The sequence below is a fragment of the Microbacterium oleivorans genome (genome assembly GCF_023715745.1).
GTDB lineage: Bacteria > Actinomycetota > Actinomycetes > Actinomycetales > Microbacteriaceae > Microbacterium > Microbacterium oleivorans_D.
Map to the genome: position 1 here is coordinate 84,186 of NZ_JAMBOV010000006.1, position 24,615 is coordinate 108,800.

27 protein-coding genes and 1 riboswitch are annotated in these 24,615 nt (G+C 71.2%); of the genes, 17 read left to right on the forward strand and 10 right to left on the reverse strand.

The genetic code is table 11. The annotated features are described in order from the left end of the window. Nucleotides 1-59: 59 nt before the first annotated feature. Complete coding sequence (locus M3190_RS14015) at nucleotides 60-1,208, reverse strand: N-acetylglucosamine-6-phosphate deacetylase (protein ID WP_251583008.1); 1,149 nt, start codon at nucleotides 1,206-1,208, stop codon at nucleotides 60-62. Next, nucleotides 1,196-2,650 carry a family 20 glycosylhydrolase gene (locus M3190_RS14020; RefSeq protein WP_251583010.1) on the reverse strand — a complete coding sequence of 485 codons (1,455 nt, stop codon included), beginning with the start codon at nucleotides 2,648-2,650 and terminating at the stop codon, nucleotides 1,196-1,198. The genes M3190_RS14015 and M3190_RS14020 overlap by 13 nt, the downstream gene beginning before the upstream one ends. A 92-nt stretch (nucleotides 2,651-2,742) precedes the next feature. Continuing rightward, a riboswitch (ZMP/ZTP riboswitch) is annotated at nucleotides 2,743-2,826 on the forward strand. A 37-nt stretch (nucleotides 2,827-2,863) separates the two neighbouring features. Here M3190_RS14020 and glyA point away from each other — a divergent pair. Both glyA and M3190_RS14030 read left to right on the forward strand, forming a co-directional pair. Next, on the forward strand, nucleotides 2,864-4,138 hold the full coding sequence (gene glyA, locus M3190_RS14025) for a serine hydroxymethyltransferase (protein WP_251583012.1): 1,275 nt from the start codon (nucleotides 2,864-2,866) through the stop codon (nucleotides 4,136-4,138). Between the two features lie 124 nt (nucleotides 4,139-4,262). Continuing rightward, complete coding sequence (locus tag M3190_RS14030; protein WP_251583014.1) at nucleotides 4,263-5,153, forward strand: bifunctional methylenetetrahydrofolate dehydrogenase/methenyltetrahydrofolate cyclohydrolase; 891 nt, start codon at nucleotides 4,263-4,265, stop codon at nucleotides 5,151-5,153. A gap of 139 nt (nucleotides 5,154-5,292) precedes the next feature. On the opposite strand, the gene M3190_RS14035 is transcribed toward M3190_RS14030, so the two are convergent. Genes M3190_RS14035 through M3190_RS14045 form a run of 3 tightly spaced genes read right to left on the reverse strand, consistent with a single transcriptional unit; the run spans nucleotide 5,293 to nucleotide 7,750 of the window. Next, complete coding sequence (locus tag M3190_RS14035) at nucleotides 5,293-6,027, reverse strand: amino acid ABC transporter ATP-binding protein (RefSeq protein ID WP_251583017.1); 735 nt, start codon at nucleotides 6,025-6,027, stop codon at nucleotides 5,293-5,295. Beyond that, nucleotides 6,024-6,869: an amino acid ABC transporter permease gene (locus M3190_RS14040; RefSeq protein WP_251583019.1), complete on the reverse strand. Its 846-nt coding sequence runs from the start codon at nucleotides 6,867-6,869 to the stop codon at nucleotides 6,024-6,026. The genes M3190_RS14035 and M3190_RS14040 overlap by 4 nt, the downstream gene beginning before the upstream one ends. 20 nt (nucleotides 6,870-6,889) lie before the next feature. After that, nucleotides 6,890-7,750, reverse strand: coding sequence for an ABC transporter substrate-binding protein (locus M3190_RS14045; RefSeq protein ID WP_251583021.1), 861 nt, complete (start codon nucleotides 7,748-7,750; stop codon nucleotides 6,890-6,892). 169 nt (nucleotides 7,751-7,919) lie between these two features. Between M3190_RS14045 and M3190_RS14050 the strand changes: the two genes are divergently transcribed. Genes M3190_RS14050 through M3190_RS14060 form a run of 3 tightly spaced genes read left to right on the forward strand, consistent with a single transcriptional unit; the run spans nucleotide 7,920 to nucleotide 9,993 of the window. Continuing rightward, entirely contained in the window at nucleotides 7,920-8,720 is an 801-nt protein-coding gene (locus M3190_RS14050) for an NAD(P)H-binding protein (RefSeq protein WP_251583023.1), read from the forward strand. Between the two features lie 38 nt (nucleotides 8,721-8,758). Further along, complete coding sequence (locus M3190_RS14055; protein ID WP_251583025.1) at nucleotides 8,759-9,727, forward strand: squalene cyclase; 969 nt, start codon at nucleotides 8,759-8,761, stop codon at nucleotides 9,725-9,727. Nucleotides 9,728-9,750: 23 nt separating this feature from the next. Then, the gene (locus M3190_RS14060) at nucleotides 9,751-9,993 is read left to right on the forward strand and encodes a PLDc N-terminal domain-containing protein (RefSeq protein ID WP_251583027.1); all 243 of its coding nucleotides are present in this window, start codon (nucleotides 9,751-9,753) and stop codon (nucleotides 9,991-9,993) included. Between the two features lie 13 nt (nucleotides 9,994-10,006). Here the strand turns inward: M3190_RS14060 and M3190_RS14065 are convergent, their stop codons facing one another. After that, a complete protein-coding gene (locus tag M3190_RS14065) occupies nucleotides 10,007-11,665 on the reverse strand; it encodes a thiamine pyrophosphate-binding protein (RefSeq protein WP_251583029.1) in 1,659 nt (552 codons plus the stop codon). 169 nt (nucleotides 11,666-11,834) lie between these two features. Here M3190_RS14065 and M3190_RS14070 point away from each other — a divergent pair, with 169 nt between their 5' ends. From M3190_RS14070 to M3190_RS14120, 11 genes are all read left to right on the forward strand, one after another. Beyond that, nucleotides 11,835-12,176 carry a DUF6054 family protein gene (locus tag M3190_RS14070; RefSeq protein ID WP_251583031.1) on the forward strand — a complete coding sequence of 114 codons (342 nt, stop codon included), beginning with the start codon at nucleotides 11,835-11,837 and terminating at the stop codon, nucleotides 12,174-12,176. 7 nt (nucleotides 12,177-12,183) lie between these two features. Continuing rightward, nucleotides 12,184-13,233, forward strand: a complete 1,050-nt coding sequence (locus tag M3190_RS14075; protein WP_251583033.1) for a winged helix DNA-binding domain-containing protein — start codon at nucleotides 12,184-12,186, stop codon at nucleotides 13,231-13,233. A 104-nt stretch (nucleotides 13,234-13,337) separates the two neighbouring features. Further along, nucleotides 13,338-13,889, forward strand: a complete 552-nt coding sequence (locus tag M3190_RS14080) for an RNA polymerase sigma factor (protein WP_251583035.1) — start codon at nucleotides 13,338-13,340, stop codon at nucleotides 13,887-13,889. After that, nucleotides 13,886-14,467: an Asp23/Gls24 family envelope stress response protein gene (locus tag M3190_RS14085; RefSeq protein WP_251583037.1), complete on the forward strand. Its 582-nt coding sequence runs from the start codon at nucleotides 13,886-13,888 to the stop codon at nucleotides 14,465-14,467. The genes M3190_RS14080 and M3190_RS14085 overlap by 4 nt, the downstream gene beginning before the upstream one ends. 2 nt (nucleotides 14,468-14,469) lie before the next feature. Next, nucleotides 14,470-14,784 carry a hypothetical protein gene (locus M3190_RS14090; RefSeq protein ID WP_251583060.1) on the forward strand — a complete coding sequence of 105 codons (315 nt, stop codon included), beginning with the start codon at nucleotides 14,470-14,472 and terminating at the stop codon, nucleotides 14,782-14,784. Between the two features lie 139 nt (nucleotides 14,785-14,923). Continuing rightward, nucleotides 14,924-15,397 carry an Asp23/Gls24 family envelope stress response protein gene (locus M3190_RS14095; RefSeq protein WP_251583062.1) on the forward strand — a complete coding sequence of 158 codons (474 nt, stop codon included), beginning with the start codon at nucleotides 14,924-14,926 and terminating at the stop codon, nucleotides 15,395-15,397. Then, a complete protein-coding gene (locus M3190_RS14100) occupies nucleotides 15,394-15,582 on the forward strand; it encodes a DUF2273 domain-containing protein (protein ID WP_251583064.1) in 189 nt (62 codons plus the stop codon). The genes M3190_RS14095 and M3190_RS14100 overlap by 4 nt, the downstream gene beginning before the upstream one ends. After that, nucleotides 15,582-15,977 carry an alkaline shock response membrane anchor protein AmaP gene (locus tag M3190_RS14105; protein WP_251583066.1) on the forward strand — a complete coding sequence of 132 codons (396 nt, stop codon included), beginning with the start codon at nucleotides 15,582-15,584 and terminating at the stop codon, nucleotides 15,975-15,977. Before M3190_RS14100 ends, M3190_RS14105 begins: the two co-directional genes overlap by 1 nt. Beyond that, entirely contained in the window at nucleotides 15,974-16,558 is a 585-nt protein-coding gene (locus M3190_RS14110) for a DUF6286 domain-containing protein (RefSeq protein WP_251583068.1), read from the forward strand. Before M3190_RS14105 ends, M3190_RS14110 begins: the two co-directional genes overlap by 4 nt. Next, nucleotides 16,555-17,169: a hypothetical protein gene (locus tag M3190_RS14115; protein WP_251583070.1), complete on the forward strand. Its 615-nt coding sequence runs from the start codon at nucleotides 16,555-16,557 to the stop codon at nucleotides 17,167-17,169. The genes M3190_RS14110 and M3190_RS14115 overlap by 4 nt, the downstream gene beginning before the upstream one ends. 60 nt (nucleotides 17,170-17,229) lie before the next feature. Next, nucleotides 17,230-17,406: a CsbD family protein gene (locus tag M3190_RS14120; RefSeq protein ID WP_018188814.1), complete on the forward strand. Its 177-nt coding sequence runs from the start codon at nucleotides 17,230-17,232 to the stop codon at nucleotides 17,404-17,406. A gap of 97 nt (nucleotides 17,407-17,503) precedes the next feature. Here M3190_RS14120 and efeB read toward each other — a convergent pair whose 3' ends face one another. The 4 genes from efeB to M3190_RS14140 all read right to left on the reverse strand — a co-directional run bounded on the left by efeB (nucleotide 17,504) and on the right by M3190_RS14140 (nucleotide 22,537). Further along, on the reverse strand, nucleotides 17,504-18,799 hold the full coding sequence (gene efeB / locus M3190_RS14125; RefSeq protein ID WP_251583081.1) for an iron uptake transporter deferrochelatase/peroxidase subunit: 1,296 nt from the start codon (nucleotides 18,797-18,799) through the stop codon (nucleotides 17,504-17,506). Then, entirely contained in the window at nucleotides 18,796-20,025 is a 1,230-nt protein-coding gene (efeO, locus tag M3190_RS14130; protein ID WP_251583084.1) for an iron uptake system protein EfeO, read from the reverse strand. Before efeO ends, efeB begins: the two co-directional genes overlap by 4 nt. Beyond that, nucleotides 20,022-20,954 carry an iron uptake transporter permease EfeU gene (gene efeU / locus M3190_RS14135; RefSeq protein ID WP_251583086.1) on the reverse strand — a complete coding sequence of 311 codons (933 nt, stop codon included), beginning with the start codon at nucleotides 20,952-20,954 and terminating at the stop codon, nucleotides 20,022-20,024. Before efeU ends, efeO begins: the two co-directional genes overlap by 4 nt. A 149-nt stretch (nucleotides 20,955-21,103) precedes the next feature. Beyond that, nucleotides 21,104-22,537 (reverse strand): helix-turn-helix transcriptional regulator, encoded by a 1,434-nt coding sequence (locus tag M3190_RS14140; RefSeq protein WP_251583094.1) that lies wholly within the window; start codon nucleotides 22,535-22,537, stop codon nucleotides 21,104-21,106. 110 nt (nucleotides 22,538-22,647) lie between these two features. Here M3190_RS14140 and M3190_RS14145 point away from each other — a divergent pair, with 110 nt between their 5' ends. Next, entirely contained in the window at nucleotides 22,648-24,549 is a 1,902-nt protein-coding gene (locus tag M3190_RS14145) for a phosphoenolpyruvate carboxykinase (GTP) (protein WP_251583096.1), read from the forward strand. The last annotated feature ends 66 nt before the right edge of the window (nucleotides 24,550-24,615 follow it).

Here is a 24,615-nt window from a genome sequence, read left to right on the forward strand (position 1 = left end):
GACGGCGCGTCCCCGGGGACGGAGGGCGCGCCGCGCCGCACCATGGGGCGGATGCCGCGTCAGACCGTCCCGGTGAACACCTGTCGCGCCTGCAGATCGGCGTCGAGCAGCACCGCGTCGGCCACGGCGCCGACGGCGAGCGAGCCGAGCTCCGGCCGGCCGATCGTGCGCGCGGGGGTGGAGGTCAGGGCCGCGACCGCAGCCGGAAGCGCGACGCCCGCCGCGACGGCGGTGCGCAGGGCGGCATCCTGCGTGAGCGTCGACCCGGCGATCGTGCCGTCTGCCAGGCGCGCCACGCCGGCCTCCACCGTGACGGCGAGGGACCCGAGACGGTAGGTCCCGTCGGCCGCGCCTGCGGCGGCCATCGCGTCGGTCACGAGGGCGACGCGGCCGGGCGCCGCGGCGAAGAGGATGCGGATGACGTCGCGGTGCACGTGGACACCGTCCGCGATGACCTCGACCGTGACCCGAGGGTCGCCGGTTGCCGCTCCCACCGGGCCGGGGGCGCGATGGTGCAGGCCGGGCATCGCGTTGAACGCGTGCGTGAGCAGGGTGGCGCCGGCGTCGAACGCCTCGCGGGTGAGATCGGCATCGGCGGAGGTGTGTCCCACGGCGACGACCACCCCGGCGCGCGTCATGCGCGCGATCGCCTCGATCGCACCGGGCAGTTCGGGCGCGAGCGTGACCTGCACGAGCGCCCCTCGGGCGGCGGCGATCAGGGCGTCCACGGCGTCGGGCGTCGGGGCGATCAGGAGGTCGGGGTCGTGGGCGCCGTGGTGCCCCCGGTCGAGGAAGGGGCCCTCCAGATGCGCGCCGAGGACCGAGGCATCCGCGTGCGTCAGGTCGGCGATGATGCCGAGGCGTGCCTGCAGATCCGTCAGGGACCCGGCGACGAGGGAGATGACCGCGCGCGTCGTGCCGTGGGCGAGGTGCAGGGCGCGCGCTGCGCGGATCGCGTCCGCTCCCTCCTCGTGTGCCCGTCCGCCGCCGCCGTGCCCGTGCAGATCGATGAAGCCGGGCGTCAGCAGGGCGCCCTCGCCGGCGACCTCCTGGGCGTCGACGATCTCGTCCGCAGGGAGCGCGCGCCACTCGTCACCCGCGCCGGACGCCGTGACGCGACCCCTCTCGGAGCGGATCCACGCGCCCGGGGTCTCGGTGCCCCCGTCGACGAGCCGTGCCGAGTGGATGATGCGGCTCACGCCGTCCACGGCACCTCCTCGAGGGCGGGGAAGCGGATGCCGAGGGTCGTCCACAGCGGACCGAGGCCGCCGACGCGGCCACGGAACGACTCCCACGACCGCTCAGCCCCGCTCGCGGGCGACCAGGCGATCTCGGCCGCGGCGGCGATGCGAGGGAAGGCGAGGGCGTCGATGTCCTCGAGGGTCGCGACGGTCTCGGTCCACAGCGGCGCCTCGACACCCAGGATCGCCTCCTCGCCGATTCCCTCGACGACGCCAGTCGGCTCCCAGCCGTAGGCCCGGGCGAGGCTGGTCGGGCCGTTGGCCCAGGTGAGTCCGAGGGGGGAGTCCGCGGTCGGCTTCATGTCGAGGTAGACCGCGTCCGCGGGCGAGAGGACGAGCCGGCCGCCGCGCTCGGCGAAGGCGCGCGCATGGCGGGCGGCGGCATCCGTCGGCGAGACGAAGCCCCAGAACTGGCCGATCGTGCCCGGGGCGAGGTCCGCCGCCGCGCCGGCCTCGTGCCAGGCGACGGGGGTCTTCCCGAGGGCGGTGATGACGGCGCTCGTCTGCGCGACGAAGCGCGCGAAGTCCTCGGGGTCGGTGCCCAGCGACTCGTCCCCGCCGAAGTGCAGCCACGGGCCGGGGGTGAGTTCCGCGAGTTCGGTGTAGACGTCGCGCACGAAGGCGTCCGTCGCCTCGTCGCCGATGCGGAGGGATGAGAACCCCACGCCGATCCCGGTGTAGGGCTCGCCGGCGACGGGGACCGAGCCCTCCGTGATCACCTCGACGACCGGCGCCGCGGCTATCTCGGGATACGCCAGCCCCACCGCGTGCGTGTGGCCGGGCATGTCGAACTCGGGCACGACCGTCATGTGGCGGGAGGCGGCGTAGGCGACGATCTGTTGGTACTCGTCCTGCGCGTAGAAGCCGCCCGCCGCGCCGTCGACGGCCGTGGCCGATGCCTTCGCGGTGAGCTCGGGGCGCGAGCGCAGCTCGAGACGCCAGCCCTGGTCGTCCGACAGGTGCAGGTGCAGGACGTTGAGCTTGAGGGATGCCGCCCGGTCGATGTACGCCCGCACTGTGGCGACGTCGTGGAAGTGGCGCGCGACGTCGAGCATCACGCCGCGATACGCGAATCGCGGGGCGTCGAAGATGCGCAGCGACGGCACGACCCATGCGTCGCCGTCGCGGTGGACGAGCTGGCCGAGCGTCTGCACCCCGTAGAAGAGGCCCGCGGCATCCGCTCCCGCGATCCGGATGCCGGTGGCCGACACCTCGAGTCGGTACGACTCGGCCGGGCCCGCGCCGTCGACCGTCAGTGCGATGCCGCCGCCCGTGCCGAGGTCGACGCCGGTGCGGGTCCGGACGAGCGCGCGCAGGTGCTCGGCGGCATCCGGGTCCCCCCTCACGGTTGCGCCGTCCAGCGCGAAGGGCGCGTCGCCGGTGCGGGCGACGTCTGCGGGAAAGGGCACGAGGGGGAGGGGGAGCAACCGCCACCACCGTTCTGTAAGGCGTCCTAACAAAACCGATCGGGCCAGCCTATCAGCGGCGGCATCCGTTATGCTCGCAGTGTCGCGACTGGCGTTGAGGTGGGCTACCACCGGGGAGCGATTGACACGGCATTCGACCGCGCGCCTGGGCCGATGCGAGATTACCCATCCCGAAAGCCGTCGTCAGGAGATCGCATGACCGATTCGCTGTTCAACGCCCCGCTGTCCGAGGTCGATCCCGAGATCGCCGATGTGCTCGAGCGCGAGCTCGACCGTCAGCGCGGGTTCCTCGAGATGATCGCCTCCGAGAACTTCGTTCCCGTCTCGGTGCTGCAGTCGCAGGGCTCCGTCCTCACCAACAAGTACGCCGAGGGCTACCCCGGCCGCCGGTACTACGGCGGCTGCGAGGTCGTCGACGTCGCCGAAGAGCTCGCCATCGAGCGCGCCAAGTCACTGTTCGGCGCCGAGTTCGCCAACGTTCAGCCCCACTCCGGCGCATCCGCCAACGCCGCCGTCCTGCACGCCATCGCCCGTCCCGGCGACACGCTGCTCGGCCTGTCACTCGACCACGGCGGTCACCTGACGCACGGCATGAAGATCAACTTCTCGGGCCGCCTGTACAACATCGTCGCCTACGGGGTCGATGCCGAGACCTCGCTCGTCGACATGGACGAGGTCCGCCGCCTCGCCGTCGAGCACAAGCCGAAGGTCATCATCGCGGGCTGGTCGGCCTACCCGCGCCAGCTCGATTTCGCCGCCTTCCGCGCGATCGCCGACGAGGTCGGCGCGCTCCTCTGGGTCGACATGGCGCACTTCGCCGGTCTCGTCGCGGCGGGCCTGCACCCCTCTCCCGTGCCGCACGCGCACGTCGTCAGCTCGACGGTGCACAAGACGATCGGCGGCCCCCGTTCGGGCTTCATCCTCACCAACGACGCCGACATCGCGAAGAAGATCAATTCGGCGGTCTTCCCGGGTCAGCAGGGCGGCCCGCTCATGCACGTGATCGCCGCCAAGGCGACCGCGTTCAAGCTCGCGGCATCCGATGACTTCAAGGAGCGTCAGCAGCGCACCGTCTCGGGCGCGGCCATCCTCGCCGACCGGCTCTCGCAGCAGGACGTGAAGGACGCCGGCATCTCGGTCCGCTCCGGCGGCACCGACGTGCACCTCGTCCTGGTCGACCTGCGCGACGCGGCGATCGACGGCAAGCAGGCCGAGGACCTGCTGCACGAGATCCGGATCACGGTCAACCGCAACGCGGTGCCGAACGACCCGCGCCCCCCGATGGTGACCTCGGGCCTGCGCATCGGCACCCCCGCGCTCGCGACCCGCGGCTTCGGCGACGCCGAGTTCGCCGAGGTGGCCGACGTCATCGCGCTCGCGCTGCAGCCCGGCGCCGACCTCGAGGCGCTCCGCGCGCGCGTCGCGACCCTCGCCGACGCGTTCCCGCTGTACCCCGGCCTCCAGCAGTGAGCCGCGGCATCCGCCCCCTCTTCCGATCGCGAGACTGCGCCCACGCCCCGAGACAGCGGTCTTGGACCGCAGTCTCGAGCTCCCGGTGCAGTCTCGCGGTCGAGGGGCGACGACAGGAGACACCGTGACCGCACAGATCCTCGACGGCAAGGCGGCGGCGGCCGCGATCAAGACCGAGCTCGCGGAGCGGGTGGCCGCCCTCAAGGAGCGCGGCGTGACGCCCGGCATCGCCACCGTGCTCGTGGGGGCCGACCCGGCATCCCAGCTCTACGTCGGTATGAAGCACCGGCAGTCCGAGGCGATCGGGATGAACTCGATCCAGCGCGAGCTGCCCGCCGATGCGACGCAGGAGCAGGTCGAGGCGCTGATCGACGAGCTCAACGCCGACCCGGCGTGCCACGGCTACATCGTCCAGCTGCCGTTGCCGAAGCACCTCGACACCGACCGCATCCTCGAGCGGATCGACCCGGAGAAGGATGCCGACGGCCTCCACCCGACGAACCTCGGTCGCCTGGTGCTCAACGTCAACACGCCGATCACGTCGCCGCTGCCGTGCACGCCGCGCGGCGTCATCGAGCTGCTCATCCGCAACGGCTACGACCTGAACGGCACGCACGTCGTCGTCGTCGGCCGCGGTGTCACGATCGGCCGCTCGATCGGCCTGCTGCTCACGCGCCGCGAGTACAACGCGACCGTGACGCTCACCCACACCGGGACGACCGACCTCGGCGCGCACCTGCGCGAGGCCGACGTCATCGTCGCCGCGGCGGGGGTGAAGCACATCGTCACCGCCGAGCATGTCAAGCCCGGCGCCGCGGTGCTCGACGTGGGCGTCACCCGCGAGGACGACCCCGAGACCGGCAGGAGCCGCGTCTACGGCGACGTTCATCCCGACGTCGCGCAGGTCGCGGGCTGGCTCTCGCCGAACCCCGGCGGCGTCGGTCCCATGACCGTCGCCCTGCTGATGACGAACGTCGTCGAGGTCGCCGAGCGCGCCGCGGGTCTGCGCGACTGACGCGCCGCCCGTTCACGGATGCGACAGCGTCCGCGACACGCCGGTGAGGCGCACGCGGATGCCGGGTGTCGCCCGGCATCCGTTGCATCCGTGAACGGAACGCCGAGAGCCGCCGCGCGCCGGCGCTCGGGCGCCGGCGTCAGGCGGTGAAGCGGGCGAGGAAGGCGCGGGTGCGCTCCTCGCGCGGATGCCGCAGCACCTCCGACGGCGGGCCCTGCTCGACGATCGTGCCGGCGTCGAGGAACACGACGCGATCGGCGACGTCGCGCGCGAACGCCATCTCGTGCGTGGCCATCAGGATGGTCGCGCCCTCGGACGCCAGGTCGCGGACGAGTTCCAGGACCTCGCCGACCAGCTCCGGGTCGAGGGCGGACGTGATCTCGTCCAGCAGCAGCACCTCGGGGTCGGTCGCGATGGCACGTGCGATGGCGACACGCTGCTGCTGACCGCCCGAGAGGCGGTCGGGGTGATCCTTCGCCTTGTCGGCGAGCCCGACCCGGGCCAGCAGGTCGACCGCGCGGGCTTCGGCCTCGCGGCGCGGCATCCGGTGGACCACGCGGGACGCGAGCGTCACGTTGTCGAGCACGGACAGGTGCGGGAAGAGGTTGAAGCTCTGGAACACCGCGCCCAGCCGCGCACGGATGCGGTTGCCGTCGACGCGGGGATCGGAGATGTCCTCGTCGCCGAGGAAGATCTGTCCGTCGTCGATCGGCTCGAGCAGTCCCAGGCAGCGCAGCAGGGTCGATTTGCCCGAGCCGCTCGCGCCGATGAGCGCGACGACCTCGTGCGCGGCGAGCGAGACGTCGACCCCGCGCAGGACCTCCCGGTCCCCGAAGGACTTGTGGATGCCGGTGGCCCGCAGCACGTCGCTCACAGCACCGATCCCGTCTGCTCGCGCTCGCGGAGCCGCGCCGTGTACCAGTCCGTGAGGCGGATGGTGGGGATCGCGAGCAGGATGAAGAGGATGCCGGCGACGACGTACGGCGTGAAGTTGTACGTCGTGGCCGTCACCGAGCGAGCGGCGGCGATCGCGTCGATGCCCGCGATGATGGAGATGAGCCCGACGTCCTTCTGCATCGAGATGAAGTCGTTCATGAGCGCGGGGGTCATCTTCCGCAGGGCCTGCGGCAGGACGACGCGTCGGAGCGTCTGGACGTGGCTGAGCCCGAGTGCGCGGGCCGCGAGACGCTGCGACGGGTGGACGGACTCGATGCCCGCGCGGATGACCTCCGCGACGTACGACGAGTAGGTCAGCGTCACGGCGAGCACGCCGAGGAAGAGCTCGTCGATCCGTTCGCCGACGATCGTCGGCAGCCCGAACCCGACGAGGTACAGCACGATGATGAACGGCAGCCCGCGGAAGAGATCCGTGTAGCCCGCGGCCAGCATCCGCACGGGGAAGAAGACCGGGCCCCGCAGCGTCCGCAGCAGGGCGACGAGCAGTGCGACACCGCCGACGGTGAAGACCGAGATCCCGAGCACGGTGAGGTTGACGAGGAAGCCGTCCCACACCTTCGGCAGCGCCTGCAGGGCAATGGCCGGGTCGAAGAAGCTCTGCTGGACCTTCGACCAGCCCTCGGTGTTGATCACCGTCGCCCACACCACGACGGCGAAGACGAGGGTCGACGCGATCGCGATCAGGACGGATCGCCGCTCGCGGCCCCGCCGGTAGGCGCGACGGTCGAGCTCGAGCTCGCTCGGGATGCGGGTGGTCACGGATCGACGCTAGCGCGCCCTCACTGGAGCTCGGTGACGCCCTCGGTCAGGCCCGAGAGCCATTTCTCCTCGAGGTCGGCGAGGGTGCCGTCCTCGCGGAGCTCGTCGACGGCGGCACTGACGGCCGGGGTCAGCGGCGAGTCCTTCGCGAGCAGCAGGCCCCACTGGTCCTCGATGCCCGACTGGGGCAGCTCGCCGACGAAGAACGAGTTCTCGATGTAGAAGTTCACGGCGACGTAGGCGGTCGGGGTGTCGAGGACGACGGCGTCGACCTGTCCTGCGCTGAGAGCCGCGGTGGCGTCCTCGTTGGAGTTGTAGAGCTTCGGCTCGAGCCCGAGGTCGAGCGCGTCGAGGGTGAGGGCGCTCGTCGAGTTCGCCATGGCACCGATCGTGATGTCCTTCAGGCCCGCCAGGTCGGTGACGCCGTCGGCCTTACCGCCCTTGAGAGCGATGAGGGACTGGCTGGCGGCGTAGTAGGGCGACGAGAAATCGACGCCCTGCTTGCGCTCGTCGGTGATCGTGTACTGCTGCACGTTGAAGTCGAAGCTCTTCGGCCCCGGGGCGATCGCCGCGTCGAAGCTGGTCCGGACCCACTCGACGTCGTCCTTCGCGAATCCGAGCTTGTCGGCGACGGCGTAGGCCACGGCGGCCTCGAAGCCCTCGCCGGACTCCGGGTCGTCGTCGATGACGTAGGGCTCGTAGGCGGTCTCGCCGGTCGCGATCGTGAGCTTGCCGGGGGTGACGTAGTCGTCGGGGGAGGGGCCGGCATCCGAGGACGACGACACGCTCGGTGCGGCGCTGGTCGCGCAGCCTCCGAGGAGCAGGGCGAGGGCGGCGGCGGACGCGGCGAGTGCGGTGCGCAGGGCGGGACGACGGGACATGAGGGCCTCCGGAGGCGCCGAGCAGGCTCGGTGAAGGGGTTCGGGTGGCGCTCCGCGCGCAATCGGGCGGGTGCCGACCCTCATTCTCGCGCGAGGAGGGATGCCGCAGGCCATGCGGCGTCGCTTTGTTACACGCCCGTCATCGTCGTTCGCTTGAGAGGATGACGGGATGACTCCCTCTCGCACGCTCGTGGTCGGTTCCGGTCGGATCGGCACTCGGGTCGCAGCGGCGCTGCGCGGTGCCGGCGGTGAGGTCTGGACGCTGCGGCGGTCCCCGGCATCCGAGCCCGACGATCACCGCATCGCGGCGGATCTCTCCCAGCCGCTGGCCCGCCCGCTCCCCGCGGTGGACGCGGTCGTCGTCACACTGCCGCCGGGGGAGGATGCCGCGTTCCTGGCGGACGCGGCGGCGCACCTCGCGGCCGCGCTGCCCGGGGTGCCGTCGCGGACGGTGTGGGTATCGTCGACGCGCGTGTTCGAGGGGTACGGCGATGAGCGACCGCTGACGGAAGCCGATGAGCCGCGTCCCGCGAGCGCGCGTGCGCAGCAGCTGGTCGACGGCGAGGTGCGCGCAGTCGAGTTGCTGGACTCCCTCATCCTGCGACCGGCCGGCATCTACGGGCCGGGCCGCGACCGCCTCATCCGACAGGTCCGGGCCGGCACTCCGGTCGACCATGCGCGTCGGACCAACCGCATCCACGAGACCGACGTCGCGCGAGCGATTCTCGCGCTCCTCGACGCCGCCGTTCCGCCCCGCGTGCTGCACGGTTCCGACGAACGACCCGCCACGCTCGGCGAGGTCGTGACCTTCCTCGCCGGGCGTCTCGGGGTGCCGGTGCCGCCGCGCGGCGAGCCGGGCGATCGGCGCGGCACGGTGCTGGACGGTGCGCTGCTGCGGTCGGTCGTCGGCTCGCTCGCCTACCCGACGTTCGAGGAGGGCTACGGCGAGATGCTCGCGGGGTCGGCCTGATCCTGGTGCGTGTCGGCGGCGCGGGGCAGGATGACCGCATGAGCGTCGAACCCCGGATCCTGGACTGGCTGCGCGACTCCGACCCGTCGCTGCGATGGCAGGTCGAGCGCGACCTCGCGGGTGAGCCCGCGGACGTGTGGCGGGCGACGCGCGCCCGCGTGGCGACCGAGGGGTTCGGTGCGGCGCTGCTCGCGCAGCAGGGCGCGGACGGGCAGTGGGAGGGCGGCGCGTACTTCCCGGCCGGCTTCTTCGGCAGCCCGGAATCCGAGATGCCCGGGCAGCCGTGGACGGCGACGACGTGGACGCTGAAGGACCTGCGCGAGTGGGGCGTCCCGGCATCCGCTCTCGGGGACACCGCCGAGAGGCTCGACCGCAACAGCCGGTGGGAGTACGACGACCTGCCCTACTGGGGCGGCGAGGTCGACGTCTGCATCAACGCGTTCACCCTCGGAACCGGGGCGTGGCTGGGGGCCGACGTCTCCCGGCTGGCGAGGTGGTTCCCCGAGCATCAGCTCGCCGACGGCGGATGGAACTGCGAGGCCGAGGAGGGCGACTCCGTGCGCTCCTCGTTCCACTCCACGCTCAACGCTGTGCGGGGCATGCTCGCGTACGAGCGGTTCACGGGGGACACCGCCCTCCGTGAGAGCCGCCTGCGGGGGCAGGAGTATCTGCTCGAACGCCGCCTCGCGTACCGCCTGTCGACGGGCGAACTCGTCGGTCCGTTCGTCACCGAGTTCGTCTATCCCAACCGGCACCGCTACAGCGCGCTCGCCGCGCTCGACCATTTCCGTGACGCGTCGCTGAACGACGACGTCGTGCCCGACGAGCGGCTCGCCGACGCCGTCGAGATGGTCCGCGCAGCGCAACGGCCGGACGGCACGTGGCACCAGGGACGCGTGCTCGAGGGACGGCGCTGGTTCGACCTCGACGCTCCCGAGGGGCAACCGTCGCGATGGCTCACGTTCCTCGCCCTCCGGGTCCTCCAGTGGTGGGATGCTGCGCGGTGACCGGATCGCGTAGGTTCGGGGACGTGATCGTCAACCCGCTGCTGCCGAGCCTGTACGACGTGGTCTGGTCGCTCGTCGCGCTGATCGTGATCGGGCTCGCCGTCGTCGCACTCGTGTCGCTCGCCCGCTCCGCGCGCGGCCTCACATCGGTGCAGGCGCTCGCCTGGGCGATCGTGATCCTGTTCGTCCCGGTCCTCGGCCCCGTCGCGTGGCTCGCGGTCGGGCGGCGCGCCGGCCTCGCAGGCCGGAACGAATCCCGCCTCTGACGGTCCGTGCCCCTCAGCGGCGCAGGTTCACCTGCAGGATCTCCTCCTGGTACGGGGCGCGCACGGCGCCGGCGATGCGCAGGTCGAGCAGCAGGAACGGACGCTCCTCCGCCGGGCGGTCTCGCCACCGCACGAGCGCGTCGAGGTCGTCGAGCGTGCGCACGACGACGCCCTCCGCGCCGACGGCGCGGGCCAGGCCGGCGAAGTCGACCTCGGGGATCTCCATCGGACCGCGCGCGAGCCCCATGACGCCGTAGAGATGCACCTCGGCTCCGTACGCTCCGTCGTTCCACACGATCGCCAGTCCCCGCCCGCGCGCGACCCGCACGGCGGACTCGAGATCGGCGATCGCCATGAGCCCACCCCCGTCGCCGGTCGTGAGGACGATCGTGGACTCCGGCCGGGCCATCGCCGCCCCGGGGACCGAGGGGAAACCGAGGCCGATGGATTGGTACGCGGTGCCGACCATCATCATCCGGTCGGGTGAGGCGACCGGCCAGAACATGTTCGCCCATCCGATGAAGTGTCCGCCGTCCGACACCACGACGCGGTCCTCGGGCAGCATGCGAGCGATCGCCGCCGCGGCGCTGCGCGGATCGAGCCGCCCGTCCGGAGCGAGCCCGTCGCCCTCCTCCCGCCCCCGCAGCGCAGTGACGTCCACCCGGTCGCGCCAGCGTGACGCGGTGCGGCCGAGCCGTTCGAGCTCGTCGGCGATCGCACGGGCGGCGAGCGCGGCATCCGCCCGCAGGTACCGGCCGACCTGCGGGTGCGTCGCCGCGGGTGCCACGTCGACCTGCACGATCATCGTGTCGGGGGCGAAGAGGCTGCCGAAGCGCATCGTGAACTGGTTGAGCGACGCGCCGAAGACGACCGCGACATCGGCCTCACGGATCGTCGCCATGGCCGCCTCGGCGCCGAAGCCGCCGGTGACCCCGAGGTCGAACTCGGCACGCGGGAAGATTCCCCGGCCGAGAGCGGTCGATGCCGTGAGCGCGCCGGCCGCGTCGGCGAGACGCCCGAGCTCGTCGCCGGCCCCCGCGGCCCATGCACCCCGCCCGGCGAGCAGCAGCGGACGTTCGGCCCCGGTCAGTGCGCGGGCGATCGCGCGGACGGTCGCCTCGGCGTGTGCCCCGGTGGGGGCGAGGGGCGCCGGCAGCACCGGATCAGGCGTCGCCGGGATCCCGCCGGCGTCCCGGCCGCCGACGTCGTACGGGATCGCGAGGACGACGGGCACGCGGAACGAGAGCGCGTGCTCGATCGCGATGACCGTGGTGGCCGCAGCATCCGTGCGCCCCACCGTGTAGGTGCGCACGCCCACAGCCGACGCCAGCGAGAGCTGGTCGACGTCCCACGGTCGCGGGCCCGACGTCGGTTCGTCGCCGACGACGAGGACGAGCGGCACACGCGCCTGCGCGGCCTCCGCGAGCGCGGTGAGGGTGTTCGTGAAGCCCGCGCCGTACGTCGCCGTCGCGGCGGCCAGTCCGCCCCCGGCGCGGTGATGGGCGTCGGCGGCGACGACCCCGCCGGCCTCGTGACGGACGGCGGTGAACGTGACGTCCTCGCGACGCTCGAGCGCGTCGAGGACGAGGGCGTTGCCGTTGCCCATCACGCCGAAGACATGGTCGATGTGGGCGGCGAGCGCGGAGGCGACGTGGGCGGCGACGGTGGGCATGGGAGCTCCTGGAGACGATGACGACGGATGCCGTATGTGTCTCGCTCCCGCGGCGTCGCGGGTGGCTGCGTGCCCCTTTTCCGAGCACCAGGGCCTGTCTCGGCACTGGACGGCACTCAGTGTAGTCACGACGCGTGCGCCACGCACGCCAGCGTGTCACACTGCGGACATGCTGCAGACGATGACGATCAGCCTCGCTCCCTTCGACGCGGCACGCATCGTCCTCGACCACGTGCAGTCGTCGGGGATGACGGTCGAGTGCGTCGGACAGCATGCGACGGCGACCGAGGCGGGTCATCAGATGGCGCTGCTGATCTTCGAGAAGTACTACATGCGCACCAGCAGTCGCGCGTCGCTGACCGTCGCGATCGAGAACCTCGCGGGTCCGACGACCGCGGTCTTCCGCGGCTCCGGGGGAGGAGAGGGCGCGCTCTTCCGCTTCGACTGGGGCGCGAGCGCCGACTTCGCATCGACCGTGGTCGACGCCCTCGAACCGTACGAGACGGTCTGACGAGCGGATGCCGGGGCCCACCGACATCGCAGCGGTGCGGGCGCACCGCCTCCGGTCGCACCTGCTCGCGTCTCCGGCCGCCCACGTCGGCGACGTGGTGCGGGATCTGCACGCGGTGCAGGCGCAGGACTTCGGCGCAGGGCGCTGGGCTCTCGGCATCCGGACCGCAGGCGATCTCACCGTCGCTGACGTCGACCGTGCGTTCGACGACGGCGAGATCGTCCGCGCCTGGACCCAGCGCGGCACCCTGCACATCGTCGCGCCGTCGTCGGTTCCCGGCATCCTCGCCGTCACCGGCGAGCGGCAGCTGCGAGCGCTCGGTGCGGACGCCGCTCTGGTCGAGAAGGCCGAGCGGGTCTTCCGAGCCGCGGTGGCCGTCGAGGGTCGAGTGACGCGAGCGGAGTTCGCGGCCGTGCTCGAGCGCGAAGGCCTCTCGGGGTCTGCGAGGCAGACGAACGGCATCCTGCTCGCCTTGTCCTTCCGCGGTGTGCTGGCACTCGGGCCCGTCGTCCCGCGCGAGGACGGTGTCACCCGCGAGCAGTACCTCGTGCTGCTCCCCGTCGGTGGCGCCGTGGGAGAGGATCCGGCCGCCGACCTCCTCCTCTCCTATCTGCGCGGGCACGGGCCGGCGTCGTCGGCCGACTTCGCCTGGTGGGCCGGGATCCCTGCCGGAGCAGCCCGCGCCGCCGTCGAGCGCGCCGGTCACCGGGTGGCCGCCGTCGGCGGCGGCCTCCTCGCAGCGCCGGATGACACCCCCGGGTCGCGCCTCGCAGCTCGTTCGGAGACCCTGGCTCTTCCCGCGTTCGACGAGTACACGCTGTCCTACGCCGATCGCTCCATCGCTCTGGGCGCGGGAGACCGGGTGAGCGTCGGTCCGACGGCGAACGGCATGATGCGCGCCGTCCTCCTGCGCGAGGGCGTCGCCATCGGCACGTGGCGGCTCTCGCTGGCGAAGGGGTCCACCGGGGAGGCGGAGGCGGTGCTGTTCCCCGGCGAGTCGCGCCGCGGCGTCGACACCGCTCTCGCCCGGGCCCAGGGATTCTTCGCCTTCGTCTAGCGAGTCGTGAACGGATGCGCAAGAAGTTCTTGCGGTGATACGCGCCCGGTTAGTTTCTCCTCACGTGGCCCTCCCGAAGAGGCCGCATCCGGAGGGAGCGCGTCATGGTCTCTCCGCTGCACGACGTCCCCGACCGCATCCTCGTCCAACGTGCGGTCGACGGAGACACCGCTGCGTTCGGTGAGATCCTGCGACGGCACTCGTCGCTGGTGCGTGCGTACGTCTACCGCATCGTGAAGTCCGTGGCCGACACCGATGACGTCGTCCAGGACGCCTTCGTGACGGCCTGGAAGCAGCTCCCCACTCTCCGCGACCCGTCCGCCGTGAAGTCGTGGCTGATGCGGATCGCCGGGCGCGAGGCGCTCGCCCTCGCGACCCGCAGGTCGCGAGAGGATGCTCTCGACGAGGCGACCTTGCCCCCGTCGTCACAGGCGCAGCCGGAGCGCGCAGCCATCCAGAACGATCGACTCGCTGCGCTGTCCCGCGCGCTGGATCGACTCAAAGAGGATCAACGGCGATGCTGGTTGCTCCGTGAAGTGGCGGAGCTCAGCTACGCCGAGATCGCAGAAGAGATGAACATGACCGACAGCACCGTCCGAGGACTGCTCGCACGTGCGCGGGCGAGCATCGCGATCGAGATGGAGGGGTGGCGATGAGCGACGACGACCCCTCGACCCTCGACTGCGGTCGCACCATCGACGAGCTCAGCAGCTACGTCGAAGCCGGCCGCCTGCCGCGTGATCCGCACATCGAGTCCTGCCCGGACTGCCTCAACGCCGTCGAAGCGCTCGAGCGCGTGGGACAGCTCTCGCGCGACCTCGTCGCCGACGATGCCGAACGGATGCCGCGGCCGCCCGAGAGCTGGTTCGAAGGCATCCTCTCCGTCATCCACTCCGAGCTGCGGGCCGGCCGGAGCTTCCCGATCCACCACCCGGACCCGCGCGTGACGATCACTGTGACCGAGGGTGCCGTGCGCTCCCTCGTGCGTTCACGCGCGGACTCCCTCGACGGGATCTACCTCGGGCGCACGGAGATCATCGGGGATGCCGAGACGCCAGGCGCACCCGTCCGGATCGACCTGACCGCGTCCGTGGCGTGGGGGCGGTCGATCCCCGAGCTGACCGCTTCGCTCCGCGAACTCGTCTACCGCGTGCTCGCCGAGCACACCGAGCTCAACGTCACCGCTGTCAACGTCGCCGTCGAGGAGCTCCACGGCACAGAAGGGGAGGAGTGAGCATGTCCGAGCCGCTCGCCGACCAGCCCGACCTCGTCGCCCGCGTCCGTGCGGTCGACGGCGTGACCGATGTCTACTCGCCGCGATCTGCGGTCGGCCGCATCCCGGGCCTCATCGCCGCCGCGGCAGGCAGAGCCGACGACCGGATGGCGGAGGTCGCGGTGACGGTCCGCGACGGGGTGCCGCTGGTCGCCGCACGCATCGCGACCGCGTCTCAGGACAGCACCCCCGACGCCGCCCGTCGGGTCGCGGACGCGCTCCTGGCGAACACTCCCGACGACGCCCGCATCAGCATCCAGATCGCCCGTATCCACTGACCGCGGAACCCGTTCGAAGATTTTCCGAACTTTTTTGTGACGAATCGGGACGCCCGGCCCTCTTATGTACGAGGCCGACGACAGCGGCCCACGACGCACCGCGAGGGCGTCGCCAGATCGTTTGAGAAAGAGGAGAATCATGGCCACCGAGACCACCAAGACCACCGCTCCCGTCACCCCGGGTGCCGGTCGTGTGGACCGCACGACGCCCGCGATCGACGAGACCTCGTCCGCCACGAACGGCACCACGGTCATCGCCGACGGCGTCGTCGCCAAGGTCGCCGGCATCGCCGCCCGTGAGATCCCCGGAGTCCACGCCCTCGGCGGCGGCGGAGCCCGTGCGATCGGCGCGATCCGCAACGCCATCAACGCGACCGACCTCGGTCAGGGCGTGAAGGTGGAGGTCGGCGAGACGCAGGCGGCCGTCGACCTCACCATCGTCGTGGAGTACCCGACGCCGGTCCACCAGGTCGCCGCTCAGGTCCGCGACGCGGTCGCCGGCGCCATCACCCGCCTCGTCGGACTCGAGGTCGTCGAGGTCAACGTGACCGTCGACGACGTCCACATCCCGGGTGACGAGGACGAGGAGCACGAGGAGTCCCGCGTCTCATGAGTGCCACGATGAAGGGCGCCGTCCTGGGCGCCGTACTCGCTGTCGCTGCTCTCATTTTCGGGTTCTGGGGCTTCCTGCTCGTGGGCCTGTTCATGGCGATCGGCGCCGTGATCGGACGCGTCGCGTCCGGCCAGCTCGATCTGCGGGCCGTGACGGACGCCTTCACGGGACGGCGTACGTCCTGATGCGCATCGACACCGACGGAACCGCGGTCGGCGGGTCCTCGCGACCCGCCGCCGCGGAGCCCGGCGTCGCCGGCCGTACAGATGTCGCCGAGCGTGTGCTCGTCGGCATCGCACGGGCGGTGTCCGCCGATGTCATCGGCGTCCCGCGGGGCAAGGTTTCCGTGGGTGTCGCCGATCGACGGGACGGCATGGCTCTGAAGGTCTCGAGTCCGCTGCCGGTCCCCGACCTCGATGACGTCGACGCGGTGCGCAGCACCGTCCCCGTCCTCGAGCGCGCCGCGCAGATGCAGGAGCAGCTGCGCGACCGACTGACCCACCTCCTCGGGCGTGACGTCGCCCGGGTGGACATCACCGTGACAGGTGCCCTGACACCGGAAAGGAAGCGTGTGCGATGACCACTCCTGTGCTGCGTCGCGTCGTACGCCGCGAGACCCACTCGCCGCGCAGCGTCGCCTTCGCACTCGTCGTCCTGCTGGCCGTCCTGGCGTCCCTGTACGTCGCGGTCGAACTGATCCTCGCGCTCGCCGCGCTGCCGCCCCTCCTGGTCCGGCCCATGGTGGCGCTGGAATGGGTCGCCGCCGTGCCGACCGACGTCCCCGTCGCTGCCGCCGTGGCAGGCGGACTGGTCGTCGCCGCGCTGGGTGTGTGGCTGCTCGTCCTCGCTCTCGCACCGGGACGACTGTCCAAGCACGAAGTGGATGCCGGGGGCCGTGCCGCGGTCATCGACAACGGTGTGCTCGCGTCCTCGCTCGCCCAGCGGGTGAGCGACGAGACCGGCCTCGCCCGCGACCGCGTGACGGTCGGCGTGGCCCACCGCAGCATCGACGTCACCGTCCGGCCGGGAGCCGGCATCCCGATCGACAAGGGCCACCTGGAGTCGGTCACCGCAGCGGAGATCGCCGCGGTGAAGCTCGCCCGTCCCGTCCGCACCCGCGTTCGCATCGAACGCTCCGACGAAGAGGAGAAGTCGGCATGAACGACACCAATCGTGCGCTGAACCGCACCCTGCTCTTCCTCGTCGGGCTCGTGCTCCTCATCGCCGGGGGTGCCGCGGCCACCGCCGCCGCGATTCCCGCAGTCGGCGGGGTCTGGACATCGTCCGGCTCCACCGTGGCCGCTGCGTTGCGCTCGTCGGGCGACGCGACCGCGATCGGCGGGACGACCCTCAGCTGGGCGGTCATCGGCGCGACCGCAGTCGCCGTGCTCGTCGCGGTGATCCTGATCGCCGCGATGACCACCCTCGTCAGCCGCCGCTCGAAGACGGTGCTCCGCTCGAGCGGGGCGCAGAACCCGCTCGGCCGGGTGACGGTCACCGAGTCGTTCGCCGCCGACGCGGTGAAGAACTCGCTGAGCCGGCAGGACGACGTGGTGGCTGCGTCGGTCACGGCGCACACGGTCAAGGACGAACCGGTCCTCCACGTGAGCGTCACCGCGCGTCAGGGCGCCGACCCCCGCCGCATCGTCGATCACGTCGACCGTCTCGTCGATGGCCTCGCCGCCGTCACGGGCACCGACACCCCCGCCTTCGTCTCCGTCCACGGCGGTCTGCGCAGCAGGCTCGCCTCGGACGCACCTCGGGTCAGCTGACCCCCATCCACACCTCGAACCAGGCACCGGTTCACCCACCCACACAGAAGGGAGACCCTCATGGGACTCGACGACAAGATCAAGAACGCGGCTCAGGACATCGCCGGCAAGGCGAAGGAAGCCATCGGCAAGGCCACTGATAACGACAAGCTCGTTGCGGAGGGCAAGGCCGACCAGACGAAGGCCGACGCCAAGAAGGCCGGAGAGAACGTGAAGGACGCCTTCAAGAAGGACTGACCTTCACCGGCCTCGCGCGATTCGGGCAGCGCGAGTCTGCGGGGAGCACGTGGGGGCGTGCTCCTCGCCCTACCGTGTGCGGAGCTGTTCTCCTCGATCAGGCGAACAGCTCCGCACCGGCGTATGACCCCGCGCCCACGCCGCGGGGGATCGCCCAGACCCCCGATGCGACGTGACGCACGTACTCGTTCATGAGATCCGTCGACAGTGCCCGCTGCAGTGCGATGAACTGCTCCGGGGAGCGCTGGTACGACAGGAAGAAGAGCCCCGCGTCCAACCGGCCGAGGTCGGTGTTGCCGTCGACGTAGTTGTAGCCCCGCCGCAGGATCCGGACGCCGCCGTTCATATCCGGATGCGCAAGGCGCACGTGGGATGTCGCGTCGATGGCGGGGGAGCCGGCGGCATCCCGCTTTCTGAAGTCGGGCGCCGTCGTCTCGGTGCCGCCGGAGAGCGGGGCCCCCTCGGACTTGTCGCGCCCGATGATCCGCTGCTGCTCCGAGAGGCGCACGCGGTCCCACGTCTCGATGAGCATCGCGATCTTCCGCGCCACGAGATACGACCCACCGGCGAGCCAGGCGGGTTCGTCCTCGTCTCCGACCCAGACGTGCTCGGCGAGAGCCTCCGTGTCGTCCGCGAGGATGTTCGCGGTGCCGTCCTTGAACCCGAAGAGGTTCCGCGGTGTCGTCTGCGCAGCGGTCGTCTTCGACGTCTTGCCGAACCCCAGCTGCGACCAACGCAGGCGGGCGCGGCCGAACGCGATGCGACTGAGGTTCCGGACCGCGTGGACGGCGACCTGCGGATCGTCGGCGCACGCCTGGACACACAGGTCGCCGTTCGACCGCGCCGGGTCCAGGTCGTCGCCGAGGAACGCGGGCAGCTTCGCGAGCCCCGTCGGGCGCAGCGACGCGAGGCCGTACCGGTCGGCCCCGTCCGCGGCCTCGAAGAGGGTGGGGCCGAATCCGAAGGTGATGGTGAGAGCGGATGCGGGCAGCCCCAGCGCCTCGCCGGTGTCATCGGGCGGCGCCTCGGGGGATCCGCCGACTGCCCCGGTCGCGCTGACCTCGAGTCCCTGCGTCATCCGGGCCGCCGCGTAGCTCCAGTCCTGCAGCAGGGACTGCAGGTCGGCTCGATCTGCGCCTTCCATCATGTCGAAGGACGCGAAGTGCAGGTGATCCTGCACGGGGGTCGTGATGCCGGCCTGATGCTCCCCGAAGAAGGGGTGGACAGGACCTCCGGCTGCGCCGGCGCGCGCGATCGAGTTCGCGGCCCACGCTCCGCCGCCGGCGCCCAGGGCGAGGCCCGCAGCGCCGACGCCCGCGGCGAGGCCGAACAGCCCCCGGCGGCTGAGTCCGGGGCGCACCGCGTCTTCGGACCCCGTCTCCTCTGCGGTCACTGCAGGACGGTGGCGGTCAGCCGCGACAGCGGTTCGGCGAGCGCGTTGAGAAGGTCCGTCAGCGTGCGCTTGTCGTCGTCGGTCAGTGTGCGATAGGCGACGAACCCCTTCGTCAGGGAGCCGTGTTCGGCCAGAGCCGCCTCGAGGTCGTCGTAGCGGCCGGTGATCTCCGTCGCGAGCGCTGCGCCGTCCGAGCCGGTGGCGGCAGTGAGCTCCTCGACGAGCGAGAAGGCCATCTTCGAGCCCTCGACGTTGGCCGCGAAGTCCGACAGGTCGGTGCCCGACCACCAGTCCTCCTCACCCGTGATCTTGCCGGTCGCGACCTCGTCCAAGAGGGCGATGGCTCCGTTGGAGATCCCCGCCACACCCTGTGCGTCGAGCGCCTGCTGGAACGCGTCGGAGTGCACGTAGTCGTTCAGCTCGGCCACGTCGGCGATGAGCTGGTCGCCGAACGCAGCGCGCTGCGCGTCCGTCGAGGGGGCCCAGTCCTGCCAGGCGGGGGTCTCGCCGTCGGCGTTCAGCGCATCCTTCTCCGGCACCCAGAGGTCCTTCTCGATGCGGTGGAAGCCGGTCCAGTCGAGGCCCTCCGCGACGGCGTCGACCTCGCGGTAATCGATCCGGGGGTCGAGGTCTCCGAGCGATTCCGCGACGGGCTCGATGCGCTCGTAGTACGCGCGGACCGCCGGGAACTGCGCGCGGGCCTCACCATCCTCGCCGGACTCGTAGGCGGTCACGAAGGTGTCGACGGCCGGCACGAGCTGCTCGACCTGGTCCTTGACGAAGGCCGCATAGAGGTCGACGGCCTTCGTCTTCTGCTCGGCGTCGTCGCCGGTGGCCGCGATCGCATCGCCGGTGACCGTGAAGTCCGCCCGGCCGATGCCCTCGCCGACCATCCCCGGCTTGCAGAGGGTCTTGTACTCACCCGGCTGGGCGACCACCGTGAGCGTCCGCTCCGCCCCCGGAGCGATGTTCTCCACCTCGCCGATGATCCGCAGGCCGTCCTCGGCGAGCAGGTAGAACTCGGTCACCTGCGAGCTCTTGTTCGAGACGGTGAACGTCAGCGTGCCGCTGGTCGCCGTCGACGTCGAGATGTCGCACGACGAGTCGGTGGAGGTGACGGTGAGCGCGTCAGCGCTCGCGACCTCGGTTTTGGCCACGCATCCCGACAGGACGACGGCGGCGAGGGCGGCGAGGGCGACGGCGGGCGCGCAGCGGGTGCGGGTCATGATGCTCCTTGAGGTGCGGGGGTGAGGGGGCGGGCGGATGCCGCTGCCTCCGGACGACGGCGGCCTCCGACGCCGCGGACGAAGAAAGAGCCGACGACGGCCAGGTACAGCGCCCAGGCGATCACCTGCAGCCAGGTCATCTCGGGCATGAAGCCGACGGTCGCCTGCAGGATCGCGGCGAGGGTGCCTCCGGGGGCGACCTGAGCGCTCAGGTCGAACGCCCAGCCGAAGGGGAACCCGGCCCATCCGACGCCGACGCCGCCGGTCGCGGGGTCGATCGTCGCCGAGGCGCCGAAGGGACCGGGGAGGGCGCCCGCCTCCTGCAGGTCGTGGAACGCGTAGGCGAGCACCCCGGCGGCGACGACCACGAGGAAGCCGCCCGTCCAGGCGAAGAAGCGGCGGAGGTTCAGGCGTACCATCCCGCGGGCGAGCAGCCAGCCGAGCAGAGCGGCGACGGCGAGGCCGAGGAGCGCGCCGAGGAGGGCGGACGGTGCATCGCCGAAGGACTGCACCATCGACCACAGCAGGAGCGTCGTCTCGATGCCTTCGCGGGCGACCGACACGAACCCGATCGCGACGATGCCCCAGAAACCGCTCATGGCCAGGGCGCGGTCGACACCGCCCTCGAGATGTGCCTTCATCGTCCGCGCGGTGCGCAGCATCCAGAAGATCATCCAGGTGACCATCGCGACGGCCACGAGCGACAGGCCGCCCCCGATGAGCTCCTGAGCTTCGAAGGTGAGCGCGTACGCGCCGAAGGTGAGGACGGCGCCGATGGCGAGGGCGAGCGCGACCGCCAGCCCGACACCCGCCCAGAGTCGGGGGAGGACGTCGCGACGGCCGATCCGGGTGAGGTAGGCGACGAGGATGCCGACGACGAGGGCGGCTTCGAGGCCTTCGCGGAGGCCCATGAGGAAGGTGGCGAGCACGGGTTCTCTTCGGGTGTACGGAAGTGAGGCCGGTGCCCGCTGCCCCGTCGCAGCCCTCGCAGAGCCGCCCGGAGGCGAATGCGACTTAGGTTAGGCGAACCTCACCGCGTGAGCGTATACCCGAGATGCTCGGCCCTCCAAGACGGCGCTCACGCGTGACGGTCGAGGAACGCGTAGACCTCGCCGTCGTCCACCCCGGGGAACATCCCGCGCGGAAGCGGGGAGAACATCTGCATGTGCACGCGGGCACTCGGCCACGCCTTGCCCTGCCACCGCCCCGTGAGCTCCGCGTCGGGACGACGGCAGCAGGCCTCGTCGGGGCAGGTCGACGTGGCGCGCTTCTGTGTCTCACGCCCACGGAACCACCGGGCGTCGTCGAAGGGCACGCCCACCGTGATCGAGAACTCGCCTTCGGTCGTCGTCCCTGTCTGGCTCGAGCACCAGAACGTGCCGCCGGGGGTGTCGGTGTACTGGTAATGCTCGGTCGTGCGGTTCTGCTCGGCGAACGCCGACCGCGCGGCGAACTTCCGGCAGACGACCTGGCCCTCCACCGAGCCGGTCACATCCATCGGCAGGGGGAGTCCGTCGTTCTCGTAGACGCGGTTGATCGCTCCCGCCCCGTCCACACGCAGGAAGTGCAGCGGGATGTCGAGGTGCTGTGTCAGGAGGTTCGTCAGCCGCATCCCCGCCGCCTCGTGGGTGACGCCGAAGGCGTCGCGGAAGTCCTCGACGGCGAGATTGCGATCCTTCTTCGCCTGGGACAGGAAGGCGACCGACGCCGTCTCGGGCATGAGGCAGCAGGCGGCGTAGTAGTTGATCTCCAGTCGTTGCTGCAGGAAATCGGCGTAGTCGGTGGGCGGGGCGTGGCCGAGCAGCCGGTGGGCCATGGCCTGCAGGGCCATCGACCGCAGGCCGTGTCCGCCGGGGATGGATGCCGGGGGCAGATAGATCCGGCCGTTCTCCAGATCCGTGACCGATCGTGCCGAGTGCGGGAGGTCGTTCGCGTAGATCAGCTCGAAACCGAGCTGCTCGGCCATGATGCTCACCGTCCGGTGCGTGAGGGCCCCGGTCGTGTGCCCGGCCGCCTTGAGCTTCTTCTCCGCCAGCTTCTCGATGTCGGGGAGGTAGTTGTTCTGCTCCCGCATCCGCAGTCGCAGTTCGGTGTTGGCGCGACGCGCCTCTTCGGGGGTCGCGATCGACTCCCGCTCGCGGCGCTCGAGCTCGCGGTGCAGCGCCAGGATCCCCTCGATCGTCTCGTCGGACATGGTCTTGGTGACCTTGACCGGGGGCACGCCCAGGCGGCGGAAGACCGGGCTCTGCTGTGCCCGCTCCAGCTCCAGCTCGAGGGCGGCGCGACGATTGGGCGGTTCATTCGACAGCAGATCGGTGACATCGGTGCCCGTCGCGGTCGCGACGGCCTGCAGCACCGACAGTTTCGGCTCGCGCTTGCCGTTCTCGATGAGACTCAGCTGGCTGCCCGCGATGCCGACGATCGCGCCGAGCTCGTCGAGTGTGTAGCCGTGCGCCTGTCGATGGTGGCGGATGCGATGACCGAGCGTCGAGAGCTGGATGGGGGTCGCCATGATCTTGATGTTAGCGAAAGAATCGCAGATTTTTACCTCACGAATCCCGAAAAGTAGCGCTCAGGGACGCGCACAGTGGGATCACGACCACCCCGACCGAGGAGCGCCGAATGGCCATCGCAGACCTGTTCACCCGCCCCACCCGCACCGCCTCCGCGCCCGCAGCCCCCGCAGCGACGGCGGCCCCCACCGGCATCCGTCCCACCGTCACCGGCCGGGGGATGGCGGCGCTGGAGGCGTGGGTCGACGAGATCGCCGCTCTCACCCAGCCCGCCCGCATCCACTGGGTCGACGGTTCCGCGGCCGAGAACGACGCGCTCCTGCGTCAGCAGGTGGACGAGGGCAAGCTCATCAAGTTGAACCCCGAGTGGCGGCCCGGTTCCTACCTCGCCCGCTCGCACCCGAGCGATGTGGCCCGCACCGAGGCTCGCACCTTCATCGCGTCGGAGCGCGAAGAGGATGCCGGGCCCACCAACAACTGGATCGCCCCCGACGAGATCCGCGCCACCATCACCCCCCTGTTCGAGGGCAGCATGCGCGGTCGCACCATGTTCGTCGTGCCGTTCTCGATGGGCGCCGTGGGCGGTCCCCTGTCGCACATCGGCGTGCAGATCACCGACAGCGCCTACGCCGTCACCTCGATCGGCATCATGACGCGTGTCGGCCTCGAGGTGCTGCAGCAGATCGCCGACGGCAAGCCCTGGGTCAAGACGGTGCACTCGGTGGGCGCTCCGCTGGCTCCGGGACAGGAGGACGTCCCGTGGCCCTGCAACGACGAGAAGTACATCGTCCACTTCCCCGAGACGCTCGAGGTGTGGTCGTTCGGCTCGGGCTACGGCGGCAATGCGATCCTCGCCAAGAAGTGCTTCGCCTTGCGCATCGCCTCCGTCATCGGACGCGACGAGGGCTGGCTCGCCGAGCACATGCTGCTCATCCGCGTCATCGACCCGGCAGGCAAGGCGTACCACGTCGCCGCCGCGTTCCCCTCGGCCTGCGGCAAGACCAACCTCGCCATGCTGCGCCCGACGATCCCGGGCTGGCGCGTCGAGACGCTCGGTGACGACATCGCGTGGCTCCGTCCGGGGGAGGACGGCCGCCTGTGGGCCATCAACCCGGAGGCGGGCTTCTTCGGCGTCGCCCCCGGCACCGGTGAATCGACCAACGTGACGGCGGTCGACACGCTCTGGGGGAACACCATCTTCACGAACGTGGCGCTCCGTCCCGATGGGGACGTGTGGTGGGAGGGGCTGACCGACGAGGCGCCCGCCGAGCTCACCGACTGGGAGGGCAAGCCGTGGACCCCGGCGTCCGGTCGTCCCGCCGCCCACCCGAACTCCCGCTTCACGGTGAGCGCGGGGCAGTGCCCGCAGATCGCCGACGACTGGGATGCGCCCGAGGGCGTGCCGCTCGATGCGATCCTCTTCGGCGGCCGTCGCGCGACCAACGTCCCGCTCGTGGTCGAGGCGACCGACTGGACCCACGGCGTCTTCATGGGCTCGAACATCTCGTCCGAGCGCACGGCCGCCGCCGAGGGACTCGTCGGCGAGCTGCGGCGAGACCCCTTCGCGATGCTGCCCTTCTGCGGCTACAACATGGCGGACTACTTCGCCCACTGGCTCAAGGTCGGTCAGAAGCTGCGCTTCGACCGGGCGCCGCGGATCTTCCAGGTCAACTGGTTCCGCAAGGGATCGGACGGGCGCTTCCTGTGGCCCGGCTTCGGCGACAACGCCCGTGTCATCGACTGGATCATCCGACGCATCGACGGGTCCGTCGGTGCCGTCGACAGCCCGGTGGGGCGTCTGCCGCGCACCGAGGACCTGAATCTCGCCGGCATCGAGGTGCCGCAGGAGGATCTCGACGAGCTGTTCGCGGTGGACCCGGCATCCTGGCTCGCCGAGGCGGACCTCACCGAGGAGTTCTACCGCACGTTCGGCGGCACGGTGCCCGCTGCGCTCTACGCCGAGCTCGCCGCGCTGCGCTACCGCCTGCACCGCACGCAGCAAGAGGTCTGACCCGCCTCGCACCGTCCAGACGTCGCAGATGGTCGCCTTCCCTCCCGGGGGGCGTCCATCTGCGAC